The following is a 16,244-nucleotide window of genomic DNA, read 5'->3' on the forward strand; positions in this document are numbered from 1 at the left end:
GGCGCTAGCGGTTTTCGGACATGGCTATGGCCACATGTCAGCCGCCGACGCCGCGCACATGCCGGCGGCGCCAGCGCCTAGGAGGGCTTTGTCGCGTGAAGGCGCTCGATCGCGCCGCGCCCCAGCCGCTCGATCACCACGATCTCGATATCAAGGGATCGCGCCACAAGAGACGGCCTGCGCGTGAAATGCTCACCGAAAACCGGCCGCGTGAACGTCTCCACCACACGTTGAGCCGCCCGTAGCGGCAACGATGTCGAGACCACGTGATCCGCCATGAGCAACGCGCCGCCCGGTCGCAGCACCCGCAGCGCCTCGAGCAGCGCGCCACGCACCTCGGGCACACCACAGAGCGAGAAGGAGAAGACCACGGAGTCGAAGGATGCATCGGCGAAGGACAATGCCATGGCGTCGCCTTCGACCGCGGCGGCAGATCGCCCCAATCGGGTGGCGGCGCGGTCGGCCCTCGCGACGGCCTTTGGCTGCCGATCGAGGCCCGTAAGAACGGCGTCGGCCGGATAGAAGGCCAAGGATGGCCAGCCGCCGATGCCAATCTCGAGGGTCTCGCCGAGCGCCCGCGAGGCAACCCACCGCCTGCTGTGCACGAGCACGGCCGCCTGAGAATCCACCATGCGTCGATCATAGGGAGGCGTCCGCTCGACCGCTCTCATGGGAGGCGGCTCTCGCGAGAGCGGCGGCCGAGGGGGCCGACACGGCGACACGGCGACACGGCGACACGGCGACACGGCGGCCGCGCTTCCAGTGCTTCTTGCGGTGTGGTGTGCCCCGCCAAAGCAGAGAAAAGGACACGGCCCGGCAGAGGGGGGTCGCCGGACCGTGCCAATTCAATTCTACGCGTCTCAGGATTGAGAATGGGGGGATTTTCGAAAACTATCCGGCGCCGATGCCGCCGCGCGTGATCCACCGGCCCCGGCCACCGATTGGGCCAAGACGTGGAGAGCGGCCCGGCAGAGGGGGGGTTTGCCGGGCCGCTTCAACTACAAGTAGACATCCCCATTCTCAGATTTTGCCAAGAGTGCGGGCAATTTCTCTTGAGAGCCCGACGAGGGAGCAGAAGGCGGCGCGGGCGCTGCCCACCTAGGCCGACCATCGCGGGCTCATTTTCGCCCGCGATTGCGGCGGGATTGGCGTTCAAACAGGTGCCAGGCTTGGCCTATGACGGAGTTGTCTCTCGAGCAACGCGATCGTGCGGCGGGCGCGATCCTCGGTGCAGCCCTCGGCGACGCGCTCGGAGCGCCCTACGAATTCAGCACCTCCTCGCCCGGAGTGACCCTGCACGGAACCGCGGATGACTTCCCAGGCGGCGGCGCCCACCGCTGGAGGCCGGGCGAGTGGACGGACGACACCTCGATGGCCGTGCCGGTCCTTGAAGCCATTTCCGACGGAGACGAGCTCACATCGGACAAGACTCTCGACCGCATCGGGGTGGTGTGGTGGGCCTGGGCCAAGGATGCGAAGGACGTGGGGGTGCAGACGCGCCGCGTGCTCTCCGAGATGGCCAGGCCGAGCGCGGTCGACCTCCGAATCTCCGCGTATAACGTGCACCGGGAGACGGGCCGGTCGGCCGGGAACGGCGCCCTCATGCGGACGCCTCCCGTGGCGCTGGCCTATCTCGCCGCCCCCAAAGGCGCCGCTCGCACGGCGGCCGCGGCTCGTGCCATCAGCTGCCTCACCCACTATGACTCCGATGCCGGAGACGCGTGCGTCGTGTGGTCGCTTGCCGTGCGCTCGGCAATTCTCGATGGCGCCGTCGATTGGACGGCTGCCCTCGCGGCGCTTCCGGAGGCCAGGCGACCTCGCTGGCAACAGCTCGTGCAGGAGGCGGGCTCTGCACAACCCGACGCGTTCCCCAACAACGGCTGGGTGGTGCACGCGTTCCAAGAGGCCGTTTCGGCCCTCGCGAGCGCCGGACCCACGCGGAGCTCATGGGCTCAGGGCATGCTCACGCCGTACCTCGCCACGATCGAGGCCGTCATCAACGCCGCGGGCGACACCGACACCGTCGCAACGATCGCCGGCTCTCTCGCGGGTGCGCTCGTTGGCGCGAGCGCCCTTCCCGAGGCTTGGCTCGACCTCCTGCACGGATGGCCAGGAATCGGCGCCTCCGAGCTCGAGAGTCTCACCCACGCCGCTCTCGTCGTGACCCGCTAGGTCACTCTCGCACTAGCGAATTCCCGGGCCCTCGCCCCTCCGGGACGGACCCGACGTTGCGGATGCCCACCCAGGACGCGACCCCGCCGAGCGCCAGCAGCACCGCGGTGAACGCCACCGCGCGGTGGAATCCCGCGAGGTCGAGCTGACCCCCCACCACGGCACCAAGGGCGGCAACCGTCACGAGGCCCGCCACACGAGCCACCGCGTTGTTGACCGCGGAGGCGATGCCGGAGCGCGCCGAGTCCACCGCGCCGAGCACCGCCGCGGTGAGCGGCGAGACCGTCGCGGCCACACCCACGCCAAACAGCATCACCCCTGGCAAGAGCTGGGTCCAATAGTTAAACGGCTCGGATACCGTCAGCATGAGCAGCGCGCCGCCGGCCATCGCGAGCGGTCCAAGCGTCATGAAGAGCCGGGGCCCGATGCGCCCGGCCAGGACACCCGCGCGGGAGCTCAGCACGATGAGCGCCACGGTGATGGGCATGGTCGACAGCCCGGCGGCCGTCGCGGTGAGACCCGCGCGCTCCTGCAAATACACCGACACCACGAAGCCGTTGAGGCCCAGGGCGCCGTAGACCAGCAGCGTGGAGATGTTGCCCCACGCGAAGTTGCGCGCCGCGAATAGGCCGAGCGGAAGCATAGGCCGGGCGATGCGCGCCTGCCTCCAGACGAACGCCCCAAACACCGCAGCTCCCCCGAGGCCCGCACCCCACACCGCCGGGTCGCCCCAACCGAGGTTGGGCTGCTCAATCAGCGCGAACACGGCGCCGCCCAGGCCCAACGCGCACAGGGCCGCGGAGACCAGGTCGACGTGAGCGTTGTCACTGCGTGCATTGTCACTGCGTGCATTGTCACTGCGAACGTCGCCGGCCTCCACCCGAGTCAGGAGGTACATCGCCGCCGCGATCGGCAGCACGTTGATGACGAACGCCCATCGCCACGACGCGAGGTCGACGGCAAGCCCGCCAAGCAGGGGGCCCGCGATCATTGCGCCCGACGTCGCGGCGGTCCAGGTGCCGATGGCTCGGCCGCGCTCGGCCCCATCAAAGGTCGAGGCGATGAGCGCCAAGGAAGAGGGCACCAGCATCGCGCCCGCGACTCCCTGGAGGAGCCTGGCCGCGATGAGCACCCCAGCGGTGGGGGCCGCCGCGGTCGCCAGCGAGGCGATCCCAAACAGGATCAGCCCAATGCGCAACACCCGCTGGCGGCCGAAGGCATCGGAGACGGAGCCCGCGACCAGGATGAGCGAGCCGAGAGTCAGCAGGTAGGCATCGACCGTCCACTGCTGGGTGGTGAGGCCCCCGCCCAGTTGCTTCACGATCGCCGGCAGCGCCACGTTGACCACGCTCGAGTCGAGGAACGCCACAAAGCTGGCCGTGATGGCGATGGCCAGGATGAGGCGCTGCTGCGGGGTGCGGGTGGCGCTGCGGGACACCTCTTGAGGGTAGGTGCAACGGGCATATCCCGGCGCGGACAAAGGCGCCGGACGGGCCTTGTCCCCCACTTGCAAGTTGCGCGGAATGTCCGTTGCGGAGCTCCCGATCCCGGCGGCATGGTCTCCTACGCTGCGCGCATCACCAACACCAGCGCGGTGAGCTTCGCGGCGCCGCAACGTGTCCTTGGTGTCGGCTCAGCGCGTAGCCCCCACTTCACGCGCAGTAGATAGGGTTCTCAGCAACGAGGGAGACGGGCAATGAGGCAAGTCGTGTGGGGCCGCGTTCTGATGTGGCTCGCGACCCCTCTGACCATCACGCTCGCGGCATTAGCGCTGTTTGGGGCGGTCCCATGGACCGCGACGAATGCGGGCCTACTCCTTTTTGGCGCAGGTTTCTTGATCGTACGGACGGGCGTGGCGCCCGAGACGATCAAGGCGAAACGAATCGCCGCGTCGATGGGGTGGGCGTCTCGCCCGGCGGCCGAGGCCGTGGAGACTATTCCTGGCACGCAGTATCCGTTCCGACTGACGCTCAAGCCTCAGGCTCTTAGCGTGGGCAGGTGGCGTGACCATGAGGCGCGCCGGTGGCTCTTGGGGTCGCAATTTGCTGTGGAGGCGGTCGCTTTACGAGGCAACATGCCCGCATTGCACGTCATCCCCAACACGAAGGCGTTCGCGAAGGCCATGGGCGGAGGCTCGGACTTCCTCACGGGTGACGCGGCGTTCGACGCCGCGTGGCGGGTCTGGTGTCGGTACCCGGAATATGCGCGGGCGATGCTCTCGGATGCGGTGCGAGCGCTCTTCGCCAGCGAGCGGCTCCGGGGCGTTCCGGTGCTCTTCGAGGGCGGCTTTGTTTGCACGTGGACACCACTGAGCGCGCAAAGCATCAAGGAGATTGACGGTCGGTTCGAGTCGCTTGCGGCCCTGCGCGGCGCTATCAGCAACCAGGTGCTTTCTCACTATTCGATGGCCGGAAGCGCGACCGTGTTACGGGACCCGACCGGAACTCCCGTGACGATGCCTGGGGAACACTTACCGGGGCCGGGCCTTACCGCCTCGGTCGTGCGCACCGGCGAGATCGCGCAGCGAGACAAGAACCTATTCGGGAGACTCTCCGTGTTGCTGCCGTTCACGTTCTTCTTCGCCCCGGTGGGTCTGGTCCTTGGGATTCTGGGAGCGCGCGCCGCCCACCGCGGCGAGGCGAGCAATGGCGGGCTAGCGAAGTTAGGCATCGGCTTGAGCATCGGGATGCTGGCCCTGCTCGCCGTGATGATGTGGGCTGCAATCACCGTCGGGAAGTAGTCGCGGTACTGGGTCGCGCGGCGCGAGTCGACACCGTCGCGGAACCAGGCTAGATTCCGCTCGCCCTTTGACAGCGTTGCGCCTACTGTCAAAGCAGCGGGCGCAATGGAGCGCGCGCACCAGGCCTTGGGAAGGCTGTCATGAGAAGCAATACATTCCTAGGTGTCGTCGGCGGCATGTGCATCGCCGTCGCGGTGTTCCTCACTGGCAACACCATCACATTCTCGGGCGCGGCCATCAAGGAAACCGTGCCACTCATCCTGTTTATCGCGGCCCTCGGGGTCATCGCGTTTTCGCTCGTGTCGAATCGCCTCGCGACCGGATACACGGCCATGGTCGCGGCGACCATCGCCCTCATTCAACTGGTGGACATGCTCCGCTCCGACTCGATCAACTTCTCGGTGCGGCTCATCGTCCTCTTGGTGGGCGTCGCCCTCGCGCTCTTCGCATCGGTCACGCGCCGCAAGGCGTAAGCGGCGGTGGCGCGTCCCGCTGAAGGCCAGCGGGCGCTCACGCTGGTCGTCCATCACCTGACCCGCGGCCCGGTTACCCTGAACTCCACACTTCTAGGGGAACCATGACGCACTCAGAGGGCGACGGCCAGGTGCCACAGCCGCGCGCCCCGCGCCTGCCTGGCCCTGGGTGGCTGCCGGACCCGAGCCGCATGGACCTCGAGCGATTCTGGAACGGGACCAGTTGGACGGCGCGCACCCGCGACATCGTGTCCAAACTCGAGCGCGTGCCCCTTGGGTATCCCGGCGAGACCGAGGGCCGCAACTCACGGGGCCGACTCTCACAGGGCCGCCGCTCGCGGCAGAAGCAAGGCGGCGGGTTCGCCGGGTTCCTGACGTTCGTACTGGTGGCGCTCCTCGTGGTGGGAGGGGCTGGCTACCTGGGGGCCCTGCCCTCGTGGGTGCCGTGGCCCGCGGAGTTCGTTCGCTCGATGCCGACGGGTCCCGCCGTCGCCTACCCCGTATTCGGGTCAAACGACACGGTGACCTACCTGGCGCGCAACCTCGTCGCTCAAGAGCCGGAGATCGACGTGACGTGGATTCAAGCATCGGGCCGCGACGTGAGGACCGTGGTGCAGGACGCGATGGATGAGGCGATGCTGCAGAACCCCTACGCGTTCGTCAACGGCTGGAATATGTCGATCGGGACCGCGCGGGTGCGCGTGGAGCCGAAATACACGTATTCGGCCGCCGAGGCGGAACGGCGCCGCGTCGCGACCGCCAGCGCGGTGGCGGCCATCGTCGCGACACCCGCGGTCGCGCAAGCGTCCGACACGCGCGCCAAGGTCAAGGCCATCCACGATGCCGTGCTGCGCGCCGCCACATACGACAAGGCGGCGGGCGCCGCGATCGCTGCGGGCGTGACATCGGCGGCCTCGCCAGAGGTGGCCCAGTCTCAACAGGCGTACGGAATCCTGGTGGCAGGGACTGCGGTGTGCACCGGATACGCGATGGCATTCCAGGCGCTTGCCCAAGCGTCGGGCCTGCAATCCGTGGTGGTGACGGGCGTCGCGACCAGCGGGGTGACCACGGGCGGGCACGCGTGGAACCGGGTGTTGGTGGGCGGCCAGTGGCTCGTGGTCGACACCACGTGGGACGACGCCACCGACGCGCGGCTGGGCACGGACTACCTGATGATTAGCAGCCAGGACCCGTTGATGAAGACCCGGACTGTCGACATGGACTGGGTGGTCGATGCCGACGTGGGGATGTACGGGGGGTAGCGAGGCGCGACCGTCGTTCCGCAGGCGGCCGGAGCACAATGGAGGCACGACGCTCGACGCCCCCCGACGGAGGAATCATGGCAGCGATCGACTGGCACACCTTCGTGAAGCGCCTGCCCGAGCGGATGTGGTTCCGGCTGGTGGTGTTCGCCGTGGCGGCACTGGCTTTGGTGGGCTCGGCTTTGGCCGTCGGGAAAATACTGCCAAGCACGCTCTCCGTCAACTTCGGCCAGGACGCCGCGTACCGGATTTTGCAGATTCTCGCGACGTCCATGCTCGCGGTCACCACCTTCTCGCTGACGGCAATGATCTCGGCGTATGCGGCGGCTGCCCAGGGCACCACGCCCCGCGCCACGCAACTGCTCGTCGCGGATCGCACCTCGCAGAACGCGCTGTCCACGTTCCTGGGCACCTTCGTGTTCGCGATCGTGGGGATCGTGGCGCTCAGCACCGGCTCGTTCACCGACGGGGGGCGGTCCGTGCTGTTCCTCGGCACGCTCGGCGTGATCGCGCTGGTGGTGGCCACGCTGCTGCGGTGGATCCACCACCTCACCGGTTTTGGCAGGGTGCCCGATGTCATTGACAGGGTGGAGCGCGCAGCGACCAAGGCGATCCACGCCTACGCGCGCGATCCCCACCTGGGCGGGGTGGCACCCGTCGGCGTGCCCGATGGCGCACTGACGGCGCTCTCGGAGCAGGTGGGCTACGTGACTGGGGTGGACATCGGGCGGCTACAACGCGTGGCCGATGCCGCAGGGGTGACGGTGCACCTCGACGCGATGCCGGGGGCCTTGGTGGGGCATGGGACGGCGCTAGCGCGCGTAGTGGGTCCTCTCGACGACGACGTCGCGGCGGGGATACGCGGGGCGTTCAGGTTGGAGAAGCATCGGACGTATGAGCAGGATCCGCGCCTTGGCCTGATTGCGCTCGCCGAGATCGGCTCGCACGCGCTGTCCCCCGCCGTGAATGATCCCGGAACCGCGATCGAGGTGCTTGGCGCCATCGAGCGCGTGGTGACGGAGCTGCTGAAGTCCGAGGCCGACGACGGCGAGCCTCGATTCCCGCGGGTACACGTGCCCGCGGTGGCGCTCGGCGACCTGGTGGAGGACGCGTTCCGGCCGCTCGCCCGGGATGGCGCGGGCCTTGTGGAAGTGGGCCTGCGGGTCCAGAGGGTACTAGGCGATTTGGTGCGGATCGCCGAGGTGGAACGCGAGCGCGACGTCTTCCTGGAAGCGTCGGTGCGAGCGTGCGTCAGGGCCGTCCGGGGGCTGGACGATGCCGGCGACGTGGCGCTCGTGGAGGCTGCCGCGGATGAGGTGCGGCGGGGCGAATGAGGTGCGGCGGGGCGCCGGTCCCGGAGCCCGGGACTTTGATCCCGATTCGCCCGCTATTTGCAGGTGTAAGCCGAGAGAAAGACCTGCTGCGAAGCGGTTGATCCGGCAGATCTGGATACCGAATTCGCGCGAGTCCGCCCGGGGCTCGTCTCCCGACGATGTGAGGAAGCGGACTCATGAACACCGAACAGTTCAACAAGATGAAGAGCGGCAAGGGTTTCATCGCCGCGCTCGACCAGAGCGGCGGCAGCACCCCCAAGGCCCTGCAGTTCTACGGCGTCAACGACGACGCGTACGCGAACCTGGAAGCCATGTTCGACCTCGTCCACGAGATGCGCGCCCGGATCATGACCAGCCCGGTCTTCACCGGCGACCGGATCCTCGGGACGATCCTCTTCGGGATGACCATGGACCGCGAGATCGGCGGCAAGGGCGCCGCCGAATACCTGTGGGAGGAGAAGGGCATCGTCCCGTTCCTCAAGGTCGACAAGGGTCTCGTTGCCGAGGCGGATGGCGCTCGAGTCATGAATCCGATGCCCGACCTGGCGGAGGTCCTCGATGAAGCGAAGGACCACGGCGTCTTCGGCACCAAGATGCGTTCGGTCATCAAGTTGGCCAACGAGACCGGCGTGAGGGCCGTGGTGGACCAGCAGTTCGAGGTGGGTCGCCAGATTCTCGACGCCGGCCTGGTGCCGATCATCGAGCCCGAGATCGACATCTTCAGCCCCGAGAAGGCAGGGGCCGAGGTGCTGCTCAAGGCCGCGCTCCTGGACGCGTTGGGCCAGCTGGGCCCCGACCAGCAGGTCCTGCTCAAGTTGACGCTGCCCGAGGTTGACGGCTTCCTCGACGAGCTTGTCGAGCACCCGAACGTGTTGCGGGTGTTCGCCCTGTCCGGTGGCTACACGCGTGAGGAGGCCAACGGCAGGCTCGCCCGCAACCACGGCGTCGCCGCCAGCTTCTCCCGCGCCCTGACGGAGGGCCTCACCATCCAGCAGAGCCAGGCCGAGTTTGACGCCGCGCTCGACGCCTCGATCGCCAGCATCTACGAGGCGTCGATCACCTGACCTCGCATGCCGGGCTGCGGCTCTCGCGCGCGAACAGCGGCGGCCGCCGCCCTTGCGCCATGCGCTCCGCCACGCCCACCATGGGGCATGAGGTTTCCGCGACTGTTCAGGAACGAGACGCGCCCCGACGCTGAAGGACCCCTCGATGTGGGCCCTCAGTACGTCATGGCCATCGATCAGGGCACCACGTCGACGCGGGCCATCGTGTTCGACCACGCGGGCGCGATCGTGTCGACGGGCCAGCTCGAGCATCGGCAGATCTTGCCGAGGGCAGGCTGGGTGGAGCATGACCCTCACGAGATATGGGCGAATACCAGGCGGGTCGTTGGCGAGGCCTTGACACGTGCGGACATCACTCGCCTGCAGATCGCGGCCGTTGGCATCACCAATCAGCGCGAGACCACCGTGGTGTGGAACAGACACACGGGCGAGCCCGTCTACAACGCGATCGTGTGGCAGGACACGCGCACCCAGCACCAGGTCGACGCGCTAGCGGCCGACGGTGGCGTCGACCGGTTCCAGTTCAAGACAGGTCTGCCGCTCGCCACCTACTTCTCTGCCACCAAGATCGCGTGGATCCTCGACAACGTCGAGGGGGCGAGGGAGCGCGCCGAGGCGGGCGACCTGCTGTTCGGCACCACCGACTCGTGGCTGCTGTGGCACCTCACAGGCGGCACCGGCGGCGGCCTGCACGCGACCGATGTGACCAACGCGTCGCGCACCCTACTGATGGACCTCGACACTCTCGAGTGGGATGAGGAACTGCTGGCGGCGTTCGGGGTGCCGCGCGCGATGATGCCCGAGATCAGGTCGTCGTCCGAGCTGTACGGCACCGTGGGCGGGCATTCGCTGTTGACCGGGGTGCCCATCGCCGGGATTCTGGGCGACCAGCAGGCGGCCACTTTTGGGCAGGCCGCGTTCGAGAAGGGCGAGTCCAAGAACACGTACGGCACGGGCAACTTCATCATCGTGGGTACCGGCACCGAGCGGGTGGCGTCGAAGCATGGGCTCATCACGACGGTCGCGTACCGGCTCGATGGCCAGCCCCCGCGCTACGCGCTCGAGGGTTCGATCGCTGTCACGGGTTCGCTCGTGCAGTGGGTGCGCGACAACCTGGGGATGATCGCGTCGGCCGCCGAAATCGAGCCGCTCGCCGCCGCCGTGAAGGACAACGGCGGGGCCTACATCGTGCCCGCTTTCTCGGGGCTGTTCGCGCCATATTGGCGGCCCGATGCGCGCGGCGCCGTGGTGGGGCTCACGCAGTTTGTCACCAAGGAGCACCTGGCGCGGGCGGTGCTCGAGGCGACCGCGTTCCAGACGCGCGATGTGATCCAGGCCGTGGAGGCGGACACGGGCGTCACGGTGCCGGAGCTGCGCGTGGATGGCGGCATGACGGTCAATTCGCTGCTGATGCAGTTCCAGGCCGACATGCTGGGAGTGGACGTGGTGCGGCCCGTGATCGTGGAGACGACGGCGCTCGGCGCGGCCTATGCGGCGGGGCTGGCCGTGGGGTTCTGGTCATCCTTGGACGAACTCAAGGGTCAGTGGCGCGAGGACGCGCGCTGGTCTCCCATGATGCCTCGCGACGAGGCGGAGCGGCTGTATCGCAACTGGCGCAAGGCCGTGAAGAGGACGCTCGACTGGGTGGACGACGACGTGGAGTGAGGCGGCTCGTGAGTTGCGGCCCCCGAGCATCGGCGTGGCTCAAGACTCGTTCCGGAAGATAGTTAACGTATTAACGATTCCTCCGAAGTAAGCCACTTCCGCTCCCGCACGAGTGGGACCGGCCGGCGCGTAGTCTCGGCGCATGGACACGAAGGTGAACGAGGGCACGGACAAGAACACGGCAGCGCCTCGCGGAACCGGCGGTCCCCGGGTGGTGCTGGTGCACGGTGCCACGTCCGGGCCCTGGGTGTTTGACGGCTGGGTGTCCGATGACGGGTCCGCCCCGTGGCCCCACGACGACGTGCGCATCCCCGACCTTCAGGAGGGGCTCGACATCGCCCATGCCACGATGTCCGACTATGCCGACAGGGTGCTGGCAGCGGTCGGGGACCAGCCGGCGATTCTGTGCGGCTGGAGCCGGGCACGTACGACGCCGAATCCACCTACGGCCCATCGGTGCCGGGCATGCGCCACCGGCCCGAGTCCTCGCTGGCCCGGGGCGAGCGCAAGCGCGGAATCAGCGTCCCCGCGATCACGTGCCCGATGCTCGTCGTGGGTGGACGCGACTACACCGCCGAACGCGGCCGTCCGGTGGCCGAATACTACGGCGCGCAACTCATAGAGTTCCCGGAGTTGAGCCACTTCCAACTGGTCGTGGATCCGCAGGTGCGCGATGGCGTCGCGGAATGGGTGAGTTTGGTGAGTCCCGGCTGAGAGCCGGCTACAACTCCGCGAGCAGCGCAGCCTTTTTGGCGGCGAACTCCTCGTACGTCAGCAGGCCTTCGTCCCTGATCTTCGCTAGGTCTCGCACCTGGTCCTCGATCTCTTGGACGTGGGCTTGATCGGTCGACTCTGGGGCCTGACCGGGGAACTGCTCTTCGTGTGCCATGTCAATGCCTTCGTCCTTGATTGGCGACCGCCCTCAATCTACTCCGGGCGGGCGGGCGGTAGCGGGATGGGCCACAGCGGACGAGTCCAGGGGGACCCAACGAGCGCTCCGCCATCGGGGCCGATGCGAGGCAGCGTCGCCTGGCCCTACTTGCGTTCGGTGTGGGTCCAGGTGTGGCCGGCGTCGCGGGTGGCGAGGTAGTCGGCGATCTGGTTGTCGGGGATGCGGTAGTTGTCGATGCCGTCGCCGTCGGGGTCCAGGATCGTCTTCTGGTTCCCGCCGCCTGGGGAGCCGTCGACGCAGTTGCCGTTCAGGTCGCAGTCCACGAGGTGGGTGTGGGGGTTGTAAACGTGGACCGTTGTTGAGGCCGACGTGGTGGTCGCCGTGCCCGGCGCGTCGCGCCAGGTGACACCGCCGTTGGTGGTGAACTCGCCCCGCCACGTGGTCGTCAACGTGAACGTCGTGCGGTGCTCGGCGGTGCGCGGGAAGGCGAAGGGCTGCCCGCCCTGGTCGTAACTTTTGCCCGGTGCGGTGGAGGTCCACGTGGTGCCGTCGGTGTTGGTCCACGTGTACTGGGTCGCGACCGCGCGGATCGTGACCGGGGCACCCATGAGGGTCACCGCGACCGTGCGGGGGTGGGTGTCCGCGACGAGGTTCACGCCCAGCTCCGCTATCGCGAAGCCCGCCGATGGTTGAACCTGATACGTGTTCGGCGCGATCGGCATCGTCTCCCACGCCTGCTCGACCTGGGTCAGGAGGAGGTCGCTCGCGCACTGCTGGGAGCTGGCGATTTCCCAAGGGCCGTAGACACCTGAGTCCTCTCGGCTTACCCACCAAGGTTCCAGTGGTGTCGTGCCATCCGGGCACGCGGCTAGCGGCCGGAAGGGGGCGCCCGTGCAGTCAGGGATAGACGGCGACCAAGACTTCGTAAACTCACTAACACCCACTTCGCCAACCCGGATAAACGTCACCCACTCCGAGCAGATCGCGTGACGCTGCCAACGATCGCTGCCCGCTGAGGCGGCGGAGGACACGGGAGCCCCTTGCGATGCGGCTTCGCTCGGTGAGTGAACCTCTGTCGAGTCACCATGGGTCGTGCCCCAGATGTCGCCCGGGTCACCGGTAACCACGGCGACCAAGAACAGCATGACCGTGCCTAGTGCGCCCAATGTGCCACCCGCCAAGGCGACCATCAGGCATCCTCAGATCCGACGCCCAACACGACCCAATGATCGACGTCGTACCGAAGACTCACACCGAGTCGACCGCCCCGGCCAGGGACTGTGGACGTGACACTTCCGGCTACATCCAAGAAGGTGGTGTCAGCAGTTTCGGCGTCAAAGGACGCGTTCGTGGTGCCGTCGGCTTCGAGGCCTCCTGAGGCAAGTCCCACCTCTACGGTGACATCACCGCCCGTCATCGACCCATCGGATGCCACAAGGTCCGCCAGGTTTCCAAGGGCATTGTTGCAGAAGACACAATCTGGGTCGGAAAGCATGCTGAACAATTCCGGGTCTTGGTCGTGCATCATTTCGGGATAGAGCCCGACAAAGAACTTCGCGAAGTTGCTCGCGCTCAAGAAGTCCTCGCCCCGGGCGTTCTCGGGAATCAGCGCGAGCAGTTCTTCGTCAGTGAGCGCAGTCGGCGAGGGCGACACGCTCGGCGACGGCGACGGAGTCACCACGGTCGAGACCGAGGGACTGGGCGATGCGATCGGGTCAGAATCGCCCGTGCATGCAGACAGAGATACGGTCGCGCCCCCCAAGAGGACTACAACCGTCACAAAACGTGACAATCGAGCCATGCACGAGACCATACCGGGCAAGCGCCATGCCTGCTACCGGAAGCATCGGCCCTGTGGACAATGCTCACCGCGCCGAACTGTTAGGCGTCGATTCCCCTGTGACGTGCCGCGTCATAGAGTTCCTGCGCGGTCTGGGCTGCGAGGTTCGCTTGGGCCGCGCCGACGGGTCCGGCCTGGTAGCGCTGCTGATTGCGGGACCGACGCAGTTGATCGTAGCGACGCGCCGCTGCGTCGCTCGGCGGAATGTCGAGTACTGCGCACAGGTAACGGCCGAGCGCCTCATGCTGGCCAGGGCCATTCGTTGTGCGGAAGCCATACGACGCCAGTAACGCCTCTCCGGCATCGTGACACGCGTCGTAGGCGAGGGTGTAGCGCGCGCTCGGGCCGGTGAGCTTGGGAAGTTCGTCCAGGAGGTCGCGAGCATTGCCCATGAATGAGGACGCGCGTAGCAGGTCGACCGGTACGGGCGCAATGCGCCCTGACTGTGCCAGGGCGTCGACCGCCGCTTGTTGGGCCGCAGTGAGCGGGGTCATCACCATGGGAGCTCCCCGATGACGGGGATGGCGGGTCCTGACCTGACCTCGGACAGGAAGCCTGACTGCCCGCGGAACTCGTCCCCGCTCATGACGGTCGGGTTGACCGGGCGGTGCACCATCTCCTCCACTCGCGCACAGGCGGCGTAGACCTGCGCCGCGTCAGGCGAGCCGAGCACCATGAGATCGACGTCGTGCGGTGCGGGGCCCTCGATGCCTCGCATGCGCGCGGCGAAGGACCCGTAGAGGAACGCCGCTTCGATGCCGGGGATCCCCACAAGGGCCTCGGCCAGCAGCACCACGGGCCCGGTGGACACCAACAGAATGTCGCGCAGAGGTGCGGTCAGGGGGCTGTTCACATTGGCGCGCAGCAGGCGCATGCGGCCGACTTTTCGCTCCTCAAGGATGCCGGCATCGAGAAGCCGGGCCACCTCCCGGTGGGCCGTGGGGTAGGCGAGGTGCGCCCGGTCCGCGGCGTCGGAGATAGACAACTCGTCGCCGCCCAGCAGGAGCGCTGCAAGCAGGCGCGCCTGACCCTCGGACCGGAAGATCGGTGCGAGCAGCGGCGCCGTTGTTCTCATATAACGGAGGTTAATATCCAGAATACCGATAGTCAAGCGGACGTCTTGCGTTCGGTGTGGGTCCAGGTGTGGCCGGCGTCGCGGGTGGCGAGGTAGTCGGCGATCTGGTTGTCGGGGATGAGGTAGTTGTCGATGCCGTCGCCGTCGGGGTCCAGGATCGTCTTCTGGTTCCCGCCGCCTGGGGAGCCGTCGACGCAGTTGCCGTTCAGGTCGCAGTCCACGAGGTGGGTGTGGGGGTTGTAAACGTGGACCGTTGTTAAGGCCGACGTGGTGGTCGCCGTGCCCGGCGCGTCGCGCCAGGTGACGCCGCCGTTGGTGGTGAACTCGCCCCGCCACGTCGTCGTCAACGTGAACGTCGTGCGGTGCTCGGCGGTGCGAGGGAAGACGAAGGGCCGCCCGCCCTGGTCGTAACTTTTGCCCGGTGCGGTGGAGGTCCACGTGGTGCCGTCGGTGTTGGTCCACGTGTACTGGGTCGCGACCGCGCGGATCGTGACCGGGGCACCCATGAGGGTCACGGCGAGCGTGCGGGGGTGGGTGTCCGCGACGAGGTTGACGCCCAGTTCAGCTATCGCGAAGCCCGCCGATGGTTGAACCTGATACGTGTTCGGCACGATCGGCATCGTCTCCCATACGTTTGCGACCTGCGCATAGATCAGGTCACCCGTGCACTGAAAACTCGACACCTGCGACCAAGGACCATACGAGCCGTCGACCTCGACCCGACTCACCCACCACGGATCCAACGCAACCTGGCCGTCAGCACAAGGCTGCCGCGGCGCCAACACCTCTCCCGCACAGTCGGGGATCGCGCCATCCCAGACACCCGAGAACATCTGCCCCGTACGCTCCACCGTGATCCACTCACGACATATCTCGTGACGCACCCACCGGTCACCCGCGGACGTACCCGAAGTCGGTGCACCCTGGGCGGCAGCCTCACCAACGCTCAGGTGCACGTTGGCATCGCCGTTGTCGCCTCGCGTGCTGCCGCCAATCTCGGGCCCCGGTGCGGTAGCGAATGCCGTCAGAGCCACCATCAGCGCCACGGCTCGCTTCCTACTCGTCGTCGTAGACGAATTCCACCCCATGGACACGCCATCCCCCTTCGTCGAAAGCCATTTTCAAACCGACTTCGCCCGCGCCACCACGCTCCGTCTTGTACTGACTTCCGTCCTCGAGGTATGTGATCGTGTCAGACACCTCGAACCCCTGGGTGACATACCAGTAGCCGTCGCTTTCTAGGCCTCCACGTGGCGGCTGATCGGGCCACGTGAACGTGCCGCCCTCGTTGTAGGCTCCGGCCGCCCCGGTGGCCACCGAGTCCGTGATGGCGTTCGCGCAAAATACACAGTCGTCAGCGCTCAGATACTGGAAGAGTTCGCCGTCGTGCCCTGTGTGGAATAGCGTCGGGTATTGATCTATGAAGAACTTGGCGAAGTTGCTCGCACTCCCGAAGTTCTCGGCACGGGCCTCCTCGGGAATCAGCGCGAGCAGTTCTTCATCAGTGAGCGCGGTCGGCGAGGGCGACGCGCTGGGCGACGGCGACGGAGTCACCACGGTCGAGACCGAGGGACTGGGCGATGCGATCGGGTCAGAACCACCCGTGCATGCAGACAGAGATACGGTCGCGCCCCCCAAGAGGACTACAACCGTCACAAAACGTGACAATCGAGCCATGCACGAGACCATACCGGGCAAGCGCCATGCCTGCTACCGGAAGCATCGGC

At 67.2% G+C, this 16,244-nt stretch carries 17 protein-coding genes; 8 read left to right on the forward strand and 9 right to left on the reverse strand.

The annotated features are described in order from the left end of the window. Positions 1-77 precede the first annotated feature (77 nt). Positions 78-632, reverse strand: coding sequence for a class I SAM-dependent methyltransferase (locus BKA03_RS13425; protein WP_179398101.1), 555 nt, complete (start codon positions 630-632; stop codon positions 78-80). A 544-nt stretch (positions 633-1,176) separates the two neighbouring features. On the opposite strand from BKA03_RS13425, the gene BKA03_RS13430 reads away from it, so the two are divergent. Further along, entirely contained in the window at positions 1,177-2,172 is a 996-nt protein-coding gene (locus BKA03_RS13430) for an ADP-ribosylglycohydrolase family protein (RefSeq protein WP_062074382.1), read from the forward strand. A 1-nt stretch (position 2,173) separates the two neighbouring features. Here the strand turns inward: BKA03_RS13430 and BKA03_RS13435 are convergent, their stop codons facing one another. Then, positions 2,174-3,610, reverse strand: coding sequence for an MFS transporter (locus BKA03_RS13435; RefSeq protein ID WP_062074383.1), 1,437 nt, complete (start codon positions 3,608-3,610; stop codon positions 2,174-2,176). A gap of 258 nt (positions 3,611-3,868) precedes the next feature. Here BKA03_RS13435 and BKA03_RS13440 point away from each other — a divergent pair, with 258 nt between their 5' ends. The 7 genes from BKA03_RS13440 to BKA03_RS13470 all read left to right on the forward strand — a co-directional run bounded on the left by BKA03_RS13440 (position 3,869) and on the right by BKA03_RS13470 (position 11,424). Next, entirely contained in the window at positions 3,869-4,912 is a 1,044-nt protein-coding gene (locus BKA03_RS13440) for a DUF4190 domain-containing protein (RefSeq protein WP_062074384.1), read from the forward strand. 140 nt (positions 4,913-5,052) lie between these two features. After that, on the forward strand, positions 5,053-5,385 hold the full coding sequence (locus tag BKA03_RS13445; protein ID WP_152649485.1) for a hypothetical protein: 333 nt from the start codon (positions 5,053-5,055) through the stop codon (positions 5,383-5,385). Positions 5,386-5,489: 104 nt separating this feature from the next. Beyond that, positions 5,490-6,647 carry a transglutaminase domain-containing protein gene (locus BKA03_RS13450; RefSeq protein WP_083971216.1) on the forward strand — a complete coding sequence of 386 codons (1,158 nt, stop codon included), beginning with the start codon at positions 5,490-5,492 and terminating at the stop codon, positions 6,645-6,647. 77 nt (positions 6,648-6,724) lie between these two features. After that, entirely contained in the window at positions 6,725-7,981 is a 1,257-nt protein-coding gene (locus BKA03_RS13455) for a DUF2254 domain-containing protein (protein WP_062074387.1), read from the forward strand. Between the two features lie 176 nt (positions 7,982-8,157). Continuing rightward, entirely contained in the window at positions 8,158-9,045 is an 888-nt protein-coding gene (locus BKA03_RS13460; protein ID WP_062074388.1) for a fructose bisphosphate aldolase, read from the forward strand. 165 nt (positions 9,046-9,210) lie between these two features. Further along, a complete protein-coding gene (gene glpK, locus BKA03_RS13465) occupies positions 9,211-10,710 on the forward strand; it encodes a glycerol kinase GlpK (protein WP_062074442.1) in 1,500 nt (499 codons plus the stop codon). 405 nt (positions 10,711-11,115) lie between these two features. Continuing rightward, positions 11,116-11,424 (forward strand): alpha/beta fold hydrolase family protein, encoded by a 309-nt coding sequence (locus BKA03_RS13470; protein WP_062074389.1) that lies wholly within the window; start codon positions 11,116-11,118, stop codon positions 11,422-11,424. Between the two features lie 7 nt (positions 11,425-11,431). On the opposite strand, the gene BKA03_RS13475 is transcribed toward BKA03_RS13470, so the two are convergent. The 7 genes from BKA03_RS13475 to BKA03_RS13505 all read right to left on the reverse strand — a co-directional run bounded on the left by BKA03_RS13475 (position 11,432) and on the right by BKA03_RS13505 (position 16,173). Next, the gene (locus BKA03_RS13475; RefSeq protein WP_179398102.1) at positions 11,432-11,599 is read right to left on the reverse strand and encodes a hypothetical protein; all 168 of its coding nucleotides are present in this window, start codon (positions 11,597-11,599) and stop codon (positions 11,432-11,434) included. Positions 11,600-11,745: 146 nt separating this feature from the next. Then, positions 11,746-12,792 carry a hypothetical protein gene (locus BKA03_RS13480; RefSeq protein WP_179398103.1) on the reverse strand — a complete coding sequence of 349 codons (1,047 nt, stop codon included), beginning with the start codon at positions 12,790-12,792 and terminating at the stop codon, positions 11,746-11,748. Continuing rightward, a complete protein-coding gene (locus BKA03_RS13485; protein WP_152649665.1) occupies positions 12,792-13,382 on the reverse strand; it encodes a hypothetical protein in 591 nt (196 codons plus the stop codon). The genes BKA03_RS13480 and BKA03_RS13485 overlap by 1 nt, the downstream gene beginning before the upstream one ends. 101 nt (positions 13,383-13,483) lie before the next feature. Then, a complete protein-coding gene (locus tag BKA03_RS13490) occupies positions 13,484-13,942 on the reverse strand; it encodes a hypothetical protein (RefSeq protein ID WP_062076345.1) in 459 nt (152 codons plus the stop codon). Continuing rightward, positions 13,936-14,517: a helix-turn-helix domain-containing protein gene (locus tag BKA03_RS13495; RefSeq protein ID WP_062076346.1), complete on the reverse strand. Its 582-nt coding sequence runs from the start codon at positions 14,515-14,517 to the stop codon at positions 13,936-13,938. Before BKA03_RS13495 ends, BKA03_RS13490 begins: the two co-directional genes overlap by 7 nt. Positions 14,518-14,549: 32 nt before the next feature. Then, complete coding sequence (locus BKA03_RS13500) at positions 14,550-15,563, reverse strand: hypothetical protein (protein ID WP_179398105.1); 1,014 nt, start codon at positions 15,561-15,563, stop codon at positions 14,550-14,552. A 10-nt stretch (positions 15,564-15,573) separates the two neighbouring features. Continuing rightward, positions 15,574-16,173: a DUF6318 family protein gene (locus tag BKA03_RS13505; protein ID WP_152649593.1), complete on the reverse strand. Its 600-nt coding sequence runs from the start codon at positions 16,171-16,173 to the stop codon at positions 15,574-15,576. Positions 16,174-16,244: the final 71 nt, after the last annotated feature.

Origin of the sequence: Demequina lutea (genome assembly GCF_013409005.1) — a bacterium.
GTDB classification, from domain to species: domain Bacteria; phylum Actinomycetota; class Actinomycetes; order Actinomycetales; family Demequinaceae; genus Demequina; species Demequina lutea.